This window comes from Microbacterium sp. 2MCAF23 (genome assembly GCF_052115565.1).
Taxonomy (GTDB): domain Bacteria; phylum Actinomycetota; class Actinomycetes; order Actinomycetales; family Microbacteriaceae; genus Microbacterium.
On the sequence record NZ_JBFRGY010000011.1, the window covers coordinates 262,300 to 279,626 of the forward strand.

Annotated in this window: 18 protein-coding genes; 7 read left to right on the forward strand and 11 right to left on the reverse strand. The window is 70.2% G+C overall.

Annotated features, from left to right (window positions below):
* The first annotated feature begins 24 nt into the window (after window positions 1-24).
* Together AB4078_RS12955 and AB4078_RS12960 are read left to right on the forward strand one after the other, a co-directional pair.
* The gene (locus AB4078_RS12955) at window positions 25-1,254 is read left to right on the forward strand and encodes an MFS transporter (RefSeq protein ID WP_441977474.1); all 1,230 of its coding nucleotides are present in this window, start codon (window positions 25-27) and stop codon (window positions 1,252-1,254) included.
* Between the two features lie 183 nt (window positions 1,255-1,437).
* On the forward strand, window positions 1,438-3,285 hold the full coding sequence (locus AB4078_RS12960; protein ID WP_441977475.1) for a ParB-like protein: 1,848 nt from the start codon (window positions 1,438-1,440) through the stop codon (window positions 3,283-3,285).
* Between the two features lie 70 nt (window positions 3,286-3,355).
* Here the strand turns inward: AB4078_RS12960 and AB4078_RS12965 are convergent, their stop codons facing one another.
* Together AB4078_RS12965 and AB4078_RS12970 are read right to left on the reverse strand one after the other, a co-directional pair.
* On the reverse strand, window positions 3,356-5,128 hold the full coding sequence (locus AB4078_RS12965; RefSeq protein ID WP_441977476.1) for an ABC1 kinase family protein: 1,773 nt from the start codon (window positions 5,126-5,128) through the stop codon (window positions 3,356-3,358).
* Window positions 5,129-5,343: 215 nt separating this feature from the next.
* Entirely contained in the window at window positions 5,344-5,937 is a 594-nt protein-coding gene (locus tag AB4078_RS12970; protein WP_441977477.1) for a PadR family transcriptional regulator, read from the reverse strand.
* A gap of 428 nt (window positions 5,938-6,365) precedes the next feature.
* Here AB4078_RS12970 and AB4078_RS12975 point away from each other — a divergent pair, with 428 nt between their 5' ends.
* Entirely contained in the window at window positions 6,366-7,127 is a 762-nt protein-coding gene (locus AB4078_RS12975; RefSeq protein WP_441977478.1) for an RNase H family protein, read from the forward strand.
* A 50-nt stretch (window positions 7,128-7,177) separates the two neighbouring features.
* Here AB4078_RS12975 and AB4078_RS12980 read toward each other — a convergent pair whose 3' ends face one another.
* Window positions 7,178-7,603, reverse strand: coding sequence for an Lrp/AsnC family transcriptional regulator (locus tag AB4078_RS12980; protein ID WP_441977479.1), 426 nt, complete (start codon window positions 7,601-7,603; stop codon window positions 7,178-7,180).
* A 70-nt stretch (window positions 7,604-7,673) separates the two neighbouring features.
* On the opposite strand from AB4078_RS12980, the gene AB4078_RS12985 reads away from it, so the two are divergent.
* A complete protein-coding gene (locus AB4078_RS12985; protein ID WP_441977480.1) occupies window positions 7,674-8,315 on the forward strand; it encodes a LysE family transporter in 642 nt (213 codons plus the stop codon).
* A gap of 144 nt (window positions 8,316-8,459) precedes the next feature.
* Here AB4078_RS12985 and panB read toward each other — a convergent pair whose 3' ends face one another.
* From panB to AB4078_RS13005, 4 genes are read right to left on the reverse strand one after another with little or no spacing between them, the layout of a single operon-like run.
* Window positions 8,460-9,329, reverse strand: a complete 870-nt coding sequence (gene panB / locus AB4078_RS12990) for a 3-methyl-2-oxobutanoate hydroxymethyltransferase (protein WP_441977481.1) — start codon at window positions 9,327-9,329, stop codon at window positions 8,460-8,462.
* Window positions 9,326-9,718 (reverse strand): aspartate 1-decarboxylase, encoded by a 393-nt coding sequence (gene panD, locus AB4078_RS12995; protein ID WP_441977482.1) that lies wholly within the window; start codon window positions 9,716-9,718, stop codon window positions 9,326-9,328. Before panD ends, panB begins: the two co-directional genes overlap by 4 nt.
* Window positions 9,718-10,584, reverse strand: coding sequence for a pantoate--beta-alanine ligase (gene panC / locus AB4078_RS13000; RefSeq protein ID WP_441977483.1), 867 nt, complete (start codon window positions 10,582-10,584; stop codon window positions 9,718-9,720). The genes panD and panC overlap by 1 nt, the downstream gene beginning before the upstream one ends.
* Window positions 10,581-11,462, reverse strand: a complete 882-nt coding sequence (locus AB4078_RS13005) for a DUF2520 domain-containing protein (protein WP_441977484.1) — start codon at window positions 11,460-11,462, stop codon at window positions 10,581-10,583. The genes panC and AB4078_RS13005 overlap by 4 nt, the downstream gene beginning before the upstream one ends.
* Before the next feature lie 282 nt (window positions 11,463-11,744).
* On the opposite strand from AB4078_RS13005, the gene AB4078_RS13010 reads away from it, so the two are divergent.
* Complete coding sequence (locus AB4078_RS13010) at window positions 11,745-12,854, forward strand: nuclease-related domain-containing protein (protein ID WP_441977485.1); 1,110 nt, start codon at window positions 11,745-11,747, stop codon at window positions 12,852-12,854.
* A 33-nt stretch (window positions 12,855-12,887) separates the two neighbouring features.
* On the opposite strand, the gene AB4078_RS13015 is transcribed toward AB4078_RS13010, so the two are convergent.
* The 3 genes from AB4078_RS13015 to AB4078_RS13025 form a co-directional block, all read right to left on the reverse strand.
* A complete protein-coding gene (locus AB4078_RS13015) occupies window positions 12,888-13,349 on the reverse strand; it encodes a PKD domain-containing protein (protein WP_441977486.1) in 462 nt (153 codons plus the stop codon).
* 404 nt (window positions 13,350-13,753) lie between these two features.
* Entirely contained in the window at window positions 13,754-14,302 is a 549-nt protein-coding gene (locus tag AB4078_RS13020) for a hypothetical protein (RefSeq protein ID WP_441977487.1), read from the reverse strand.
* Between the two features lie 244 nt (window positions 14,303-14,546).
* Complete coding sequence (locus tag AB4078_RS13025) at window positions 14,547-15,119, reverse strand: TetR/AcrR family transcriptional regulator (RefSeq protein WP_441977488.1); 573 nt, start codon at window positions 15,117-15,119, stop codon at window positions 14,547-14,549.
* 121 nt (window positions 15,120-15,240) lie between these two features.
* Here AB4078_RS13025 and AB4078_RS13030 point away from each other — a divergent pair, with 121 nt between their 5' ends.
* Window positions 15,241-16,236 carry an SDR family NAD(P)-dependent oxidoreductase gene (locus AB4078_RS13030; RefSeq protein WP_441977545.1) on the forward strand — a complete coding sequence of 332 codons (996 nt, stop codon included), beginning with the start codon at window positions 15,241-15,243 and terminating at the stop codon, window positions 16,234-16,236.
* A gap of 279 nt (window positions 16,237-16,515) precedes the next feature.
* Window positions 16,516-16,824, forward strand: a complete 309-nt coding sequence (locus AB4078_RS13035; protein ID WP_441977489.1) for a DUF7882 family protein — start codon at window positions 16,516-16,518, stop codon at window positions 16,822-16,824.
* A gap of 209 nt (window positions 16,825-17,033) precedes the next feature.
* Here AB4078_RS13035 and AB4078_RS13040 read toward each other — a convergent pair whose 3' ends face one another.
* Complete coding sequence (locus AB4078_RS13040; RefSeq protein ID WP_441977490.1) at window positions 17,034-17,219, reverse strand: hypothetical protein; 186 nt, start codon at window positions 17,217-17,219, stop codon at window positions 17,034-17,036.
* Between the last annotated feature and the right edge of the window lie 108 nt (window positions 17,220-17,327).

A 17,327-nucleotide genomic window follows, 5' to 3' on the forward strand; every position in this document is an offset into this window, starting at 1 on the left:
TTGTCGAACGGATGAGGAGCCGCCATGACCACCCAGCCGATCGCCACGTCTCGGGCCTCGGAGTCGGTCGCCCTGACGCCGCGCTCCGCACGCACGCGCTTCGGGTTCGCGCTCGGCATCGTCGCGCAGATCCTGATGATGGCAGGAGCCAGCGCACCGTCGCCGTTCTATCCCGTACTCGCGCAGCACCTCGGTTTCGACGCGATCGTGATCACGGCTGTGTTCGCCGTGTATGCGCTCGCCCTGCTCCTCACGCTGCTCTCGGCGGGGTCGCTCTCGGATCACGTCGGGCGGCGCCCGGTGATCATCGCGGGCCTCGTCCTGCTCGCCGCCAGCATGGTGCTGTTCGGCAACGCAGGATCCGTGACGCTGCTCGTCCTCGCTCGGATCCTGCAGGGCATCGCGAGCGGGCTGCTGATCTCGTCCCTCTCGGCGACCGTCCTCGACCTCGCTCCTCCCGCGCGCCCCGGCACCGCCGCGCTCTGGAACGCCCTCAGCCCCGGCATCGGACTGGCCTCGGGCGCGCTGATCGCGGCCCTCGCACTGGACACCACCCCGGATGCGATGCTCGACGTCTTCACTCCACTCGCGGCGATCTACATCGTGATCGCGGGGCTCGTTCTCGTCGCGCCGGAGACCGCGGCGCAGCTGCCCGGCGCCTGGGCATCACTGCGGTTCCGGCTCTCGGTTCCGGCGGAGATCCGCGCAGAGTTCTGGCGGGCAGCACCGGCGGTGATCGCCGGTTGGGCGACCGGTGGCCTGTTCCTGTCGCTGGGGGCGACGATCGTCCACGGCGAGCTCGGCGGCACCGCGCACCTCTGGCAGGGCCTCGCCGTCGCCCTCCTGGCGGGGGTGGGCGCCATCACAGCCTTCGCGATCCGGCGCCGCAGCGCGCGCACCATCGTGATCTTCGGCACCGCCGCGCTGGCCGCGGGCACCGCCCTCTCGCTGCTGGCACTCGGGATCGGCTCGCTCGCGGCCTACCTCGTGGCCGCCGCGGTGACGGGCATGGGCTTCGGCACCGCGTTCTTCGGCGTCGTCGGATCCCTCGCCCCGAAGATTCCGGCGACCCAGCGCGCCGACGCGTTCGCCGTGCTGTATCTGCTCGCCTACCTCGCCTTCGGCGTGCCCGCGGTCATCGCGGGGGTGCTGGTCGCCCCGCTCGGACTCGGCACGGTGTGCCTCGGGTATGGCGTCTTCGTCATCGTGCTGTCGCTGATCGCGCTCGTGCTGCGCGTCCGCCGGTCCGCCTGACCGACGGCAGGCGACGATCCGCGGGAGGACGGTGACGCGCGGCGGGGCCGGTGTCACCGACTGTTCATCCCTCCGCAACCCCGCGTCCGCCTGGGCTGGCCAGGGTCGAATCGGATCCCGCACGTGGATGGCTGACGTCCGGATCGCGGATCCGCACCCGACCACGCATCCCTGGAGATCCTCGTGCCCCTGCTCCGCTCGCGTCGCACGCTCGCCGTCGCGCTCGCCTCGTTCCTCGCCCTCGGCGGATCCGTCCTCGCCGCGACGCCCGCCTCCGCCGCAGACGCGCCGACCGACGTCAAGGACGCGTCCTGCGCCGTCGGCGACACCCGTGATCTGTGCGCACCGGTGGGTGAGCTGCTCGACGTCCGCATCGGCGACGTGCACCCGACCCAGCCCTCGCTGGGCTACGACGAGGTCTACTACAAGCTCGGCCGCTACGACGCGGAGCTCTCGAAGGACGCGATCAACAAGAAGTTCACCGACTGGTGCGAGGCGAACGGCCAGCAGGACGTCGCGAGCGCACAGCCGAACGCGACGCTGACGGATCCGTCCACCTTCACGTGCACGGTGCCGGTCGGCAGCGAGACCGCCGACACGATCGAGCCCATGAAGACGGTCGTCATCGGACCCGGCGGCGTATTGTACCTCACCGATGGACACCACACCCTCACCTCGTTCCAGGAGAACAGCGGTCCCGACGTGCACGTGCGGCTGCGCGTGCTCGGCAACCTGTCCGGCCTGTCCGACGCGGACTTCTGGGCCGCGATGCAGGCGAACAAGTGGACCTGGCTGCGCGACGTGACCGGCGACGCGATCACGCCCGCTCAGCTGCCGGCGAATGTGGGGCTCTCGAACTTCGAGGACGACCGCCTCCGCAGCATCCTCTACTTCGCACGCGACATCGGCTACTCCGCCGACGGCGCGGTGCCGTTCCAGGAGTTCTACTGGGGCACCTGGCTGCGCACCCGCGCCGACATCCCGGTGGCGGGCTGGAACCAGGACGACTGGACCGGATCCCTGGCGCTCGTGAAGCAGCTCACCCAGGCGCAGGTCGCACTCGGCGCCGGCACCGTCGTCGACCCGCAGTCCGGCTACACCGCGGGCGACCTCAGCGTGCTGAGCGCCTGGAACGACGGCAAGGCCGAAGGCAAGGGCGAGTGGGCCAAGCTCGCCAAGCCCTACGCCGATGCCAAGCCCGGCAAGCTCGCGTACATGACCGAGTACCGCCTGCGGCACGTGACCCCGGTTCCGACCGCGCCCGCCGCGCCGGCCGCTCCGGCAGCGGTCGTCGGCGGCGCCTCGCCCGCAGGCTCCCACGTCGAGGTCTCCTGGTCGGCGCCGGCCGACGGCGGATCCGCTCTCACCGGCTACACCGTCACCCTCGGTGCTGGCCGGACCGCCGAGGTCGACGCGCGCGCCACGTCGTTCACGTTCGATGACGTCGCTCCGGGCTCGTACGCCCTGACGGTCACCGCGCACAACGCGATCGGATCCACCGCCTCCGCCGAGACGCCCGTGACGGTCGCCGACCCCGCTGCCGTGCAGGGTGCGGTCGCGATCGCCGGCGATCTGCGTCCGGGCGGATCCGTCACCGTCACCGCGTCCGACCTCGCCGCCGACGCGGCAGGCTTCGTGGTCGTGGTGCACTCCGACCCCGTCACCCTCGGCACCGGCTCGACCGACGGGGCCGGCGCGTTCACGCTGCAGGCCGCGCTGCCCACGTCGCTGCCCTCGGGGGCGCACACCGTGACCGTGTCGTTCAACGGCACGACCGTCGCATCCGCGTCGTTCACGGTCGCGGCGGCCGGCGGCGGCGATGCCGGATCCGGCGGCGGAACCGGATCCGGTGCGGGGTCGGGCGGATCCGACGCCGATGCAGGTTCGGCGGGATCCGGTTCGGCTGGTTCGAGCGGCCTCGCGACCACCGGATCCGACGCGCCCATCGCGCTCGGCGTCGCAGGCGCCCTCGTGATCGCCGTCGGCGTGCTGCTGCTCGCACGACGTCGCACCGGGCTCGACCAGAACTGACCGCAGCACGACGAGGGGCGCAGGACCGAAGATCCGGTCGTGCGCCCCTTCGTCGTCCGTGCGGGCCGAGCTACCGCGGTCCGCGCCGGAACAGACCGGCGAACAGCGCGTGCAGCAGGGGCAGCGCCGAGACGCTCATCAGCACGATTCCGAGCACCGGGTTCACGGCGAGCACGAGTGCCCCGCCGATGAGCAGCGCGGCGAAGAGCAGCCCCGAGATGCCGCGGCGGATCAGCCCGTCGATGCGGTCGAGCCGGCGCTCGATGCGCGACGTGTCGAATGTGACGGATCCCTCGTCGACCCGGGTGATGATGTCATCGATCCGCTTCGGCAGCCGCCAGAGGGTGGCGGCGTTCACGACGGCCTGCTGCGCGACGTCCCGCACGAGGTTGCCGCTCTCGTCCGCCAGCAGTCGGGTGGCGTAGGGTTCGATCGACTCCCAGATGTTGAACTGCGGATCAAGTCCGCTGCACATGCCCGAGGTGAGCGAGACAGCGCGGATGAGCAGGAGGAGCCCCTCCGGCAGCTGCACCGGCAGCGAGCGCATGGTGTCGCCGAACTCCTCGGCGAAGCCCTGGAACTCCCGCGGATCCACGTCACGCAGTTCGGCGAAGCCCATGCCGCCGAAGCGGGCGAAGAGGGCGGTGAGGGCCCGCTCCAGCTCGCGGTTCTCGGCGGAGGGCATGAGCACGCCGATCTCCTGCGCGGCGGCGACCATGCCCTTTCCGTCGCGGGAGGCGGCGGCGATGAACAGCGTGCGCAGCCCGTGCCGGATCCCCTCGGGCACCTCCGCCATCATGCCGAAGTCGATGAACGTGAGCCGCCAGGCCGGGTACGCGGCGCCGGTCGCCGGAGCCGGGCCGGTCGCTGAGCCCGTCGAAGCGCCGGGCATCCCCAGGCCGCCCGCCCGGTGCGGGGTGACGAAGATGTTGCCCGGATGCGGATCCGCGTGCACGAACCCGTGCGTGAAGAGCTGGTCGAACATGACCTCGGCGAACACGCGGGCGACGTCGGCGGGGTCGATGCCGGCCGCGCGCAGGGCGTCGACGTCGTTGATCTTGATCGCGGTGACATCGGAGAGCGTGAGCACGCGACGCGTGGTGCGCTCCCAGGCCACGAGCGGCGCATCGACCCGCGGGTCGTGGGCGAAGTTCTCGGCGAACCGCTCCGCGGCCGAGGCCTCGTGGAGGTAGTCGATCTCCTCGAGGCTGGTCTGCGCGAACTCCTCGACGAGCGCGGGCGCGTCGACCCGGTCGGCGATGAACCTGATGCGTCGCAGCCAGCCTGCGACGCGGCGCAGTGCGGCGAGGTCCGTCGCGACCACCTGGTCGATGCCGGGGCGTTGCACCTTGACCACGACGTCGGCGAACCCGGCGTCGGCGGCGTCCAGGTCGGACAGCCGGGCACGATGCGCCTGTCCGAGCGAAGCAGCGGCGAGCGGAGTGTCATCGAACGAGGCGAAGGCTCGGGCGAGCGGCACACCGAGCTCGGCCTCGGCGAGCGCGCGGATCTCGCCGATCGGGACGGGCGGGACCTCATCCTGCAGGCCCTCGAGCTCCTTCGTGATCTCGGGCGGCAGCACGTCCAGGCGCGAGGACATGAACTGGCCGACCTTGATCATCAGCCCGCCCAGTTCGACCGCGAGCGCATGGAAGCGCTGAGCGAGCACCCGCATCCGGCGCTCGCGTGACCGCTCCGCCACGCGCGCGAAGCCGATCCGCGGCAACGCGAGTTCGAACCACCACGTCTGCACGAGCACGCGCGCGGCGAACCCGAGGATCCGCCGGTACCTGGCGCGCAGCGGAGGACCGGCCTCGACCGCGGTGCGCGGGGACGCGCTCACATCGGAAGCCTGCACCGTGTCCGGGGTCGGTCGCCCGGGGGATGCAGGCGTCGCCCGCACGGGCGCGGCCGGCCCGGCAGACGTGGGCACCGAATCCGGGCGCGCCGCGGACGCGTCCGGTCGCGCGGCCTCCGCTGCAGGCGCGGAAGCCGTCGCGGCGGGCGCCTGGTCCGGGCTCTGACTCAGGAACCAGTCGTCGGTGTCGCCGGCCGCCATCAGTCGGCGAGGATCGCGTACAGCTTGCGTCGGGCCTCGTCGAGCACCTCGATGGCCTGCTGCACCTGTTCCGGAGTGCCCGTGCGTGCGACCTGGGCCGCGGCGCCCGCGAGGTCGACGCCCGCCTTGGGCAGTGCTCCGAACGATGCCGAACCCGCGCGGGCGCCGGAGCTCTCCCACGGCGGCGTGCCGGCCTCGTCCGCGACCGCACGGCCGGCCTCGGTGAGCGAGTAGGTCTTGCGCCCACCCTGCTCGGCCGCTTCGATGAGCCCTTCGTCCGCGAGCAGCTGCAGCGTGGGATAGACGGATCCGGCACTCGGCTTCCACGAGCCGCCGCTGCGCTCCTCGATCTCCTGGATGATCTGGTATCCGTGCATGGGCTGCTCGGCGAGCAGTGCGAGCACGGCGGCGCGCACATCTCCGCGAGCCATGCGCGGGGTGGACGGCCGCTGGTCGAAGGCGGAGCGCAGGTGCTCCATCGCCTCCCAGAGCCCCGCGGTCGGGTTCATACCAGGGCGTCCGCCGAAGCCTCGCCCTCCGCTGGAGCCGAACCCCATTCCGCCGAAACCGTGCGATGCATAGCTGTTGTCCATGACGACCTCCTCAGGTCCGAGTCCTGTCGAGCGATAGTCAACGATATGTCGTTATGTATCGGAAGGGAAGACTGGATCCGGATCCGAAGCTGCTTCACAGAGACCCCGCCGCCTGCCGCGCACAACTCAGGCTGGATCTCGCTGCGACGCGGTGAAAGGGGCCCGATCCGGCGATTTCCGAAGCTCCAGCCTGAGTAGCGCGCAGGGCAGCGACGATTCCGATGCGCTCAATTCAGGAGGAATTCGTCCGGAGGTCCCACGGAAGCACCAAAACACGCCGAACTCGAGAATTCGTCCTGAATTGAGAACGCAAGTTGGACGAGTCCGCCAGGCGGCGCCCTCCAGTGAGGTCCGACGGGCACGAGCCGCACCCGCCCAGACCGCCCGCCACGCCCGGCCCACCACCCGCCACGCCCTACGGTTGAGGGATGACGATCACCGCCGCGGCAGACGGATCCGCCCTGGGAAACCCCGGCCCCAACGGCTGGGCCTGGTACATCGACGACGACAACTGGGCCGCCGGCGGATCCCCGCACGGCACGAACAACCAGGGCGAGCTGCGGGCCGTGCTCGAGCTGCTGCAGGCGACCGTGGGCGCGGCCGGCGAGAAGCTCGTGATCGAGTGCGACAGCCGGTACGTGATCGACTCCGTGACCAAGTGGATGCCGGGCTGGAAGCGCAAGGGCTGGCGCAAGTCCGACGGCGGGCCGGTGCTCAACCGTGACCTGCTCGAGGGCATCGACGAGGCGCTGCGCGGGCGCGACGTCTCGTTCACCTGGGTCAAGGGTCACGCCGGACACCCCCTCAACGAGGCCGCGGATCAGCGCGCGAACGCCGCCGCGACCGCGTATCAGCGCAAGCAGGATCCGGACCGCGGTCCGGGGTTCACCGGCGGCGCTACGGTCGCCGTGACGCCGGCGCCGACGCCTGCCATGACCTCTGCTCCGGAGGCTCGCGACGCGACTCCTACCGCCGGGTCCTTCTCTCTCCCTGTCGTCGCCTCTTCCGCCGCTCCGGCGCCCGCGCTCTGGGCCGAGGCGTCGGACCTGCTCGACGGGCTCGACCTCCCCACCGACGCGACCCCGATCGAGCTGCGGGTGACGCTCAGCGCCGAGGAGCACGCCCGCCTTCGCGACCGCGCCGACGCACAGGGCGTGACGCTCGAAGAAGCGCTGCGCCGGCTGATCTGAGGCCGCGGCGCCGGCCTCCTCCTGACCGACTCGCCGTCTCAGCGCGAGATTCAGCGCGAGCGCAGAGCCACGCGGGTCTGCGTCTGCGCGGCGCCGCACTCCTTCTTCAGCCGCCGGAGCAGGCGATCGAGCGACGCGGTGTCGCGGGTGAACGCGCGCACCATCCCGTCGTAGGGGCCGGTCATGTGCACGGCGTCGACGATCTCGGCGATCGACCCGACGCGCTCCGCGAACACGTCGAAATCGGTCACCTCGTCCAGGCGCACGTCGATGAACACCTCCAGCCCGCCCCGCGGATCGGGGGCATCGCTGCCGGTGCGGATCGTGTAGCCGAGGATGATGCCGCTCTCCTCGAGGCGTCGCACGCGCGCCGCGGTGGCGTTGGTGCTGAGCCCGATCGTGCGCCCGAGGTCACTGAACGATCGGCGTGCATTCTCTTGAAGTAGACCGATGATCTGTTCGTCAAGCACGTCCATGCTGATCAGAATAGTCGCAGGACAGAGAGATGCGCTGTTCAGTCACGACGCTCCCGCCACACTGGACTCCATGGACGCATTGTGGGTGCCCGCGGTGGCCGGCGCGTTGGCCGGGCTCGGCGTGGCGATGCCGCTCGGCGCGATCGGCGCTCTGCTGCTGCGCGAGGGCATCGTGAACGGCTTCCGCGTCGGCGCCGCCGCGGCCGCGGGTGTGGCGACCGTCGACCTGCTCTACTGTGCCGTCGCCACCGCGACAGGGGCTCTCCTCGCCTCCGCGATCGAGGGCTTCCGCGGCCCGTTCCTGATCGCCTCCGGGGTCCTCGTCGTCGGGATCGGGATCCTGCAACTGCTGCGGATCCGGCGAGATCCAGGATCCGATGCGCCCGATGTCGGCAGGATCTCCGCACTGCGTGCCTTCGTCCGATTCTTCGGGCTCACCGCGATCAACCCGATGACGCTGATCTACTTCATCGCGCTCGGCGGCGCGGTCACGGCGCGCAGCACCTCGGCGGCGGGGCCGGTGGTCTTCGTGGCCGCTGCGGGGATCGCGTCGTTCGCATGGCAGCTCATGCTCGCCGGCGCGGGCGCCGCGTTCGGCCACCTGATCGGACCGCGCGCCACCCGGATCATCGGGATCGCGGCCTCGATCGTGGTGATCGGTCTCGGGGCCGTGGTGCTCGCCGAGGGCATCGGCGCGCTCGCCACCCGTTAGCGCGCCGCCCACAGGTGCACGGGCGCCTCGGATTTGTGCACGATCTTCGGACGGATCGGGCACGTTCCTCCGAAGATCGTGCACATCTCCGAGCCTGGCGCACGACCATCAGCTCGGCGGACTGCACGGGTCAGCCCGGCTTCGTCACCGCGCCGCGAGCAGCTCGCGCAGCCGGGCGGCCTCCTCGGCCGGCATCGAGTAGGTGTGCTCGGGCGCGGGGTACACGCGGTCGCGCACCTCGTCGGCGTAGGCGGTCACACCGTCGATCGCCGCGGTGCGCAGGTTCGCGTACCGCTTGACGAATTTCGCAGCCCCGCCGTCGTAGATCCCCAGCAGGTCGTGGAACACGAGCACCTGCCCGTCGGTGTCGGATCCGGCTCCGATCCCGATCACCGGGATGTCGAGGAGCGGCATGAGCGCAGCGGTGACCTCGCCCGGTACAGCCTCGACCACGAGCAGCGCGCAGCCCGCGTCCTGCAGGGCGAGGGCGTCGTCGATGAGCGACAGCGCCGCATCCGCCGTGCGACCCTGCGCGCGGTAGCCGCCGAGCGACGTCGCCGTCTGCGGCGTGAGTCCGACGTGGCCGACGACGGGGATCCCGGCCTCCACCAGCGCCCGCGCGCGCTGCACCGAGGTGCCGCCGCGCTCGATCTTGACGAGGTCGCAGCCGGCCTCCTTCACGAAGCGCTGGGCCGTGGCGAGGGCCTGCGCGTCGGAGGTCTCGTACGAGCCGAACGGCAGATCCGCCACGAGCAGCGGCTTCGTGAGGCCGCGTCGAACCGCCTTGGTGAGCATGATCATCTCGTCGACCGAGACGGGCACCGTGCTGTCGTAGCCGAGCACCGTCATCGCGGCGGAGTCGCCCACGAGCACGATGTCGACGCCGGCCGCCTCGACGATCTGCGCGCCGGGGTGGTCGTACGCGGTGACCATGACGATCGGCTCACCCGCGGCCTTCTTCGCGGCGAGGTCGCTCAGCGTGAGCCGGCGGCTGGGTGCGGCATGCGCGCTCATCGTGCGACTCCCGTCAGCAGTTGGTCCACGGCGGAGTCGACCTGGATGATCGCGTTCGCCCGGTCGACATGCACCACGGTCGGCGCGTAGGTGGAGAGGTCTTCGGCGGAGTAGTCGGCGTACGAGATGACGATCACGGTGTCGCCCGTGTGCACGAGTCGAGCGGCGGCGCCGTTGACCTGGATCACTCCGGATCCGCGCTCTCCCGCGATCGTGTACGTCTCGAAGCGGGATCCGTTGTCGACGTCGACGACGTGCACCTGCTCGTGCGGGAGGATGTCGGCCGCCTCCAGCAGATCGGGATCGATCGTGATGGAGCCGACGTAGTGCAGGTCGGATCCGGTGATCGTCGCGCGGTGGATCTTCGACTTCAGCATGGTGCGTCGCATCAGGCGTCGCCTCTCCTGTCGGCAGAACGGAGGATGTGGTTGTCGATCAGTCGCGCGGCGCCCACGTTCGCGGCGACCGCGAGCAGCGCCTCGCCATCGAGGCGTACGACGGGGCGAAGGGTCTCGGTGTCGCGGAGCTCGAGGTATTCGGGAGTGATCCCGGCATCGGCGAGGATCGCACCGGCGGCAGCGGTGAGGGCGCCGGTGTCGCGCTCTCCCGTGTCCGCGAGGGCCTGCGCCGCATCGAGCGCGCGGTTCAGCGCGGTCGCCCGCCGCCGCGCCTCGGGGTCGAGGTAGACGTTGCGCGAGCTCATGGCCAGCCCGTCGGCCTCGCGCACGATGGGGCAGGCCTCGATCCGCACGTCGAGGTTCAGATCGCGCACGAGCCGGCGGACGACGAGCACCTGCTGCGCGTCCTTCTGCCCGAAGTAGGCGACATCGGGGGCGACGATGCCGAACAGCTTGGCGACGACCGCGGCGACGCCGTCGAAGTGATGCGCGCCTCGGCTCGCGCCGTCGAGCACGTCGGTGATGCCGGCGATGTGGATCGTCGTGGCGAAGCCGTCGGGGTAGATCTCCGCAGGCTCGGGTGCGAACAGGATGTCCGCGCCCTGCTCGTCCGCCATCGCGGCATCCCGGGCCTCGTCACGCGGGTAGCGGCTGAGGTCTTCGTTCGGGCCGAACTGCGTCGGGTTGACGAACAGCGACACGACGACGAGGTCGTTGTTCTTCCGGGCCTCTCGCATCAGCGACAGGTGACCGGCGTGGAAGGCGCCCATGGTCGGGACGAGTCCGACGGTCTTGCCGCCGCGCTTGGCCTCACCCACCGCCGCGCGGACCTCAGCGATGGTGCGGATGATCCTCATGCGCGGGTCCCCTCGGTCGATGAGTTCGTCCCGCCCGGGGTCGTTGAGCGAGCGAAGCGAGACGAAACGCCGTCACCACGGTCCGTGCCCGTGGTCGTTGAGCGAGCGGAGCGAGACGAAACGCGGTCACCTTCGGGATCGGCGAGCACACGGGTCTGCGCAATCAGCGCATCGACGACCTCCAGAAGCTCCGGGTTGCCTTCCGCGATGGCCGCCCGCTGCCGTACGACGGTGGCCTCATCCCCGCGGGCGATCGGCCCGGTGAGCGCTTCCGCGGCGCCGCGATCGGCCCAGTTCTCGACGGCCTGCCGGACGAGTGGTGCGAGGATCGCGCGTGCCTCACCCGAGGGGATCCCCGCAGACCCGGCGACCCGCTCGGCTGCGTCGAGCACGGCGAGAAGCAGGTTCGAGGCGATCGAGGCGGACGCGTGATACCCGGCACGGTGCGCATCGTCGACCCGGAACGGCTGCGCACCGAGCGTGCGAGCAACGCTCTCCGCCGTCGCGAGCGCCTCCGGCGTACGCCCGTCGATCGCGGCGCCGATGCCGTGAAAGACGCTGGGCTGCTCGGATCCCGTGAAGGTCTGAAGCGGGTGGATGCTGAAGTCGACGTCGTCGAGCCCCGTCGCCCCGGAGACGTGGCCGACGAGCGCTGCGTGCGGGCGCGCGGCCTCCGCTGCGGCGTGGATCGCCGCGTCGGGCACGCACAGGATCGCGATGTCGACGGCCGGGACGGAGTCGTCGCGGTGGAAAGGTCCGTGCACCGCTAACCCGGCCTCTGCCAGGGCTCGCGCGAGCACGCCGCCGAGGCGTCCGGTACCGACGATGGCGATGCTGCGGTCGGAAGCCGCGGCGGGAGAAGAGGAGGTCGAGTTCATTGTTGGACCCGGTCGGGATCGACGTCCGGGACGGGTCGAGTATCCGCCCACGGCGGGATCCTGGCCAAATTGGAGATCAGACTGCTCGGCCAAACATCCAGATAGCTTGTCTTTATGAGAAGAGATGTAGCTCTCTGGCTGGACTAACGATCTGCAGGCTTGAAGCACCGAGCTATCTGCGTGAGGGATCCCCATCTCTCGACCTCTTCGAGGAGTCGGGCCATCTGCGCCACGCGCGGGCGACGCGCCGGGAAAGTCGGCGGCCGCTGGTTGGCTGGATGGATGGAGATCTCCACGCTGGTCCTGCTCGTCATCGTCGCCGTGCTGCTGGTCGCGTTCGCGCTCACGGCGTGGGTTCTGATCAGGCGCAACCGCCGCACGAGGGACGAGCTGCAGCGTCGCTACGCCGACGAGGAGACCTCGCTCGTCGAGCGTCAGGCCAGTGCCACACGCGAACTGCAGAGCACCCACAACGAGACGCTCGCCACGCTGACCACGCGGCATGACGCCGAGATGACGCAGCGCCTGGAGGCGCACGAGGAACAGGTGCGCACGCTCACCGCCGAGCGCGATGCCGCGATCGCGAACGAGGAAGGATCCCGTCTGCTCGCCGGGCGCGGACTGCGCTGGGAGCTCGCGTCGCGCGAGGTGCTCGTCGACGCATGCGAGGCAGCGGGGCTCGATGCGATCGTCGCGACGAACATCGTGTTCTCGCCGAGCGACGAGGGATCCATCGCGCCGTACTGCGCACAGCTCGATCACCTGGTGGTCACCGAGAAGGCGGTCGTGCTGGTCGACAGTAAGAACTGGAAGGGCCTCATCCTCGACGGCAAGAAGCCGTCCTCACTCGCGGGAGCTCTCGGGGTGCTGTTCGATGAGAGCACGCTGCCGACATCGTTCGCGATCGCGGTGTCGCGGGATGGCGGCGAACGCCTTGACGTGCGCACATTGCTCGGGGCTGACTCCCCCGCCTCCCAGGTGCGACGCCAGGCTCGCCGCTTCTATCAGCACCTGTCTGCACGACACGGATCCGCGCCCTACCTGCAGACCTGCGTGTTCTACTCGCACCCGGACGCACGCGTGTGGACCGGGGGCTTCGACGAGACGGCGAAGGCGCAGCCGACGCGAATCGCGTCCGTCCGCACCATCCAGAAGGCGCTCCTCGATGCGCAAACGGGTGGGCCCGCCGGACCCTCGTCGCACCAGCTCACGCAGCTCGTCACGACGGTGCGCGAACTCGGTGCCGACCTGCACGGTACGGGACGGTTCGCCTCGGAGTTCCGCAGCCCGGTGCCGCTGAACTTCCGGATGCCCGCGCACGGGAACCTCTCCGTCCAGGCCGCGTCCTCCGAAGGCCCGCGGATCCGGGAACGGCGCAGCGAACGGGTCTGACGCGGGCGGTATCGGCGGCGGCTCTGTTTCGAGTCAGCAGCCGGGGGCGCTGGGCCGCTCAAGGCAGGTGCCCTGAACAAGGGCCGTGTGCGCCTTGACGACGCGGATCTGCTGGCTTGCGGGCGGGCCGTTCAGCGTGCCGTTGATCGGGATCCAACCGGTGCCGAGGTCGACGTCCGCGGCGTAGGTGACCGTGACGGTGACTGTGTAGGTGCCGGGCTGCTTGTAGACGTGACTCGTGTCGGTGGGCGTGAACTGGGCCTGGCCGCTCGCGTCCCAGGCTGTGCCCGGCGTCGTGCTCGTGCGCTGCTCACCGTCGCCGTAGTCGAACGCGTAGCTCACGGGCGTGAAGCGGATGGTGAGCGCCCGACCGAGGATCGTGCCCGGGACCGTCTCGGTCTTGGCACTGCTGAGGAAGTTCGCCGGGAGTCCGACAACGGCGACGTTGTCCGGCTCGCCTGCGACGGTCGCTGTGGACGGGACGAAGCGCGCCAAGTCTGAGACCGTGACGCTCCAGCCGGGGACGGCGGGAGACGGTTGCCCGTTTGCCACACCCAGGGGTGCGAGAGAGCGGCAGAAGGCACTGGGCAGCCCGGGGGTCGCGGCGCAGATTTCATATGGGGACGGTTCTGCGGTGCCGCCGTCACCTGGGGTACCCGGCGCCTCGGGGCTACTGCCGTCTGAACCTCCTGTGCCGTCGCCGCCATCCGTCACGGTGTCCCCGATTTCGACCACGTCGCCATCTACTGGGCAGTTGCCCGTCTGCACCATCTTCCAATCGCACCCTGCCGTGGACGCCGCACGCGCCGCCATTGCCAGATCGGGGCAAGACAACGCCAGAAGCATCACACATGTGGCGAGGATGACTGCCAGCGCCCATCGAGGGGTTTCGCGGGCCATCAGCCACAAGGCTCCGCGCTCCCGGAAATCTCAAAGATCCTCATCGAGGATCGCGATGGCATCGTCTTGATGCTGAGCGCAACCACTGGCTGCCGAGTTGGAGGAGTCACGTCCTTGCCTTGTGCGTCAACTACCCTGCTCTTGGAGATGTCGAGGCACGCCACGCTGTCGACTGCACGAGACTCTGGGTCGAACGCCTTGGGCGTAAACCTGACCACCGTCGAAACCCCCTCAATGTGTGTGCCACCCGCGTCCTCGTCCCTTGCAGATTGGATGTCATCCTCCAAGGCAGAGCCCGCGAGGAACTCTTGCGGGTCCACGCCATCTCCGCCGTTCTGCATCTGGTTCTTCGCGTCCACGAATCGCCCAAAAGCCTGTTCCGCGGCCTTGAACGCTTCCGCCTCGCTCGTAAACAGCGGAGTGGGCGTGGGCTTCGGCGCAGGGCCAGGCGTGCAGCCGGCGAGACCGACCGCGGCGGCGACGAGCACTACGGCGATGCCCGCTCGAAGCGGCTCCACGAGGCGACCGGCACGGCCGGCCGTGGTCATGAGAGCGCTGCGTCGAGGGTTCACTCCCACACCGTAACCGGATCGGGGGCGTCGCCGGGGGAGTTATCCACAGGCGCAACCACGGAAGGGTGCCGCGTTTCGTCTCGCTTCGCTCGCTCAACGACCCCGGGGGAGCCCAGCGCCGCGTTTCGTCTCGCTGCGCTCGCTCAACGACCCCAAGGGAGCCAGGCCCAGCGCCGCGTTTCGTCTCGCTGCGCTCGCTCAACGACCGCAGCGGACGGCGTCAGCGCGCCGCGACCCCGCGCATCACCAGGTCCACGAGCCCGTCGACGCGTTCCGCTGTGAGGGGCCGCCCGAGTAGCGCCGCGTACGAGGTCGCCGCGACGAACTGGTCGGCGACGGCAGACGGATCCACGTCGGCACGCACCGTTCCCGCCTCCTGCGCGCTGGTGACCCGGGCGACGATCCACGACACGATCGGATCCGCGAACCGGTGGTTCAGGGCCTCACCCAGCTCCGGATCCGTGGCGGTCACCGCGATGAGCGCGCGGGCCAGCTCGACGTTCTCGGCACGGGATAGGTGCTCCCCTGCGGTCGCGAACCACGACCGCAGGTCCGCGGCGAGATCCGAAGAGAACGGCAGGTCAGCCTCAGCGCCCGGCAGCGCGCCCTCCAGCAGCGCCTCGCCGAGGATCGCCGCCTTCGAAGGCCACCATCGGTAGATCGTCTGCTTCGAGACGCCCGCCTCGGCGGCGAGGCCCTCGATGGTCACCGCGGCATAGCCGTCCGCGGCGAGCGCGGCGCGCATCGCCGCCAGCACCGCCTGGCGGGCGTTCTCACTGCGGGGACGGGGCACCCTCCGAGAGTAGCGAGGTGTACGCTCCTCAATAAGTGGACGCACCGTTGCGAAACCTGATCGCGATCCAGAGGACCGCGACGTGACGAACCGGATCCACACGCTCACGAAGGAGACACCCATGGCCCTGACCGCGAATTCCTCCATCGGCGACTGGCTGGCCGACCCGACCGGCGGTGAGCTGATCCGCGGGCTGCTGGCGCAGTCCGGGGCGAGCGCCGACTCGCTCACCCCCGTGCTCGGCCTGCCCCTGCAGCAGCTCGTCGTGATGAGCCAGGGCGCGATGCCGCAGTCCGTGGTCGACGACATCGTGCGCGCCGCGAACGGCGGAGTGATCCCCGAAGACACCACTCCGACCGGTTGGACCGAGCAGACGACCCCCGGCCGCTTCGCCGGCAAGACCGTGATCGTCACGGGCGCCGCGTCGGGAATCGGCAGGGCCACGGCGTCGCGCATCTCCCGCGAGGGCGGCCGCGTCATCGCGTGCGACATCGCGGCCGACAAGCTCGACGCACTGGCCGCCGATCTCCCCGGCATCGTGACGGTCGCCGGCGACCTCACTCAGCAGGACGCGATCGACCGTGTCGTCGCCGCCGCCGGCGACCGCATCGACGGCCTGGCGAACGTCGCCGGCATCAACGACGACTTCTCCCCCGCCGGCGAGACGCCCGATGCCGTGTGGGACCGCGTGATCGCGATCAACCTGACCGCGCCGTTCAAGCTCATGCGCGCGGTCCTCCCGATCATGGAAGCGGCGGGACGCGGATCCATCCTCAACGTCTCGAGCGAGGCCGGACTGCGCGGCAACGCCTCGGGCAACGCCTACACCGCCAGCAAGCACGGCATCATCGGCGTCACGAAGTCGGCGGCGTTCATGTACGGGCCGAAGGGCATCCGGGTGAACTCCGTCGCCCCCGGCGGCGTCGCGACCGGCATCCCGATGCCTCCGCACATGTCCGAATACGGATCCGGCCGACTCGCCCCGTTCCAGCAGGCCATCCCGACGGTCGCGACGGCCGAGCACCTCGCCGCGTCGATCACCTTCCTGCTCTCGGACGACGCCGTGAACATCAACGGGGCGGTTCTCGCCTCCGACGGCGGATGGTCGGTGCAGTAGCGCTCCGTAGCCTGAACGCCGCGCCCGGTCAACCCCCTTCGCGACCCGATGGATCACGGCTAGCGTCGTGCTCGTCACCGGGAGATGGACACAGGAGGGAAGTTCCGGGCGCATGCGGGATCCCCAAGGCTTCAGGACTCCCGCCAAGCCGCGGAACCCCGAGGACCCGGGCCGGATAGCCACCGGCCCGGGTCCTCGCCGGTCAACGGGCGCCGGATCATCACCGCGATCTTGCGCGTCAGCCCCCAGGATCCGATCGAAAGGCGTAGCGTCCGGAGCATGGCAACCCTCTATTACGGCGGATCCGAGCATCCGATCGAGATCGAAGACGTCGCCCTCGCCCACCTGAAGATCGTGATCGCGACGAAGCTGCGCCGCAACGAGAGCTTCACGCTTTCCTGGCGCCACGACGGCACCCAGCCCCTCGGGCGCTCCACGATCTGGCTGCACCCCTCCATCCCGCTGCGGTTCGAGTTCACGGATCCGACGCCCCCCGAGATCGACCCGCGACGCGTGCAGGCTTACGCGAACTCGGCCAACACCTCCGGCGGGATCCTGCTCCCCGACGAGGCCACGCTCAAGCTCTGACACGAGAGGATCCGGTCGGGCGCGAGATCGCCGGCCGTCGTGCACGCCCCGCAGCGATCCACGGATCCGGATCTCCGGGCATCCCGTGCGTTCGTTCGTGGATCCATTCAGCGCACCAGACGCTCCTGTAGCGGCCCACAGCTGCCAGCCGCCAGCTGCCAGCGCGGGCGCGCGGATCACATCCGTGCCGACGGGTGGTACGGCTCGGGTCAGTTCTCCTGGGGGTCGGCGTCGGTCTCGGCCGCGATGCGGTCGGCTTCGGCGCTGTCGATCTGTTCGTCGTTCCGATCCGGGTCGAGCTTCTCGTGGCCGTCCGAATCCTCCACGAGAGGCGGGTCGGAGAGCTCATCCTCCGGATCCTCCGGGACCAGCGGCATCTGCGGGTTGTTCGTCATGGCGCGCTCCTTCACATCGGGGAGTCTCGGTCTGAACCGCCGTCGGGTGACGGACGGGCTCCAGGTACACGGCACACGCTAGGCCGGCAGAACGCCGGCGTCTGCTGG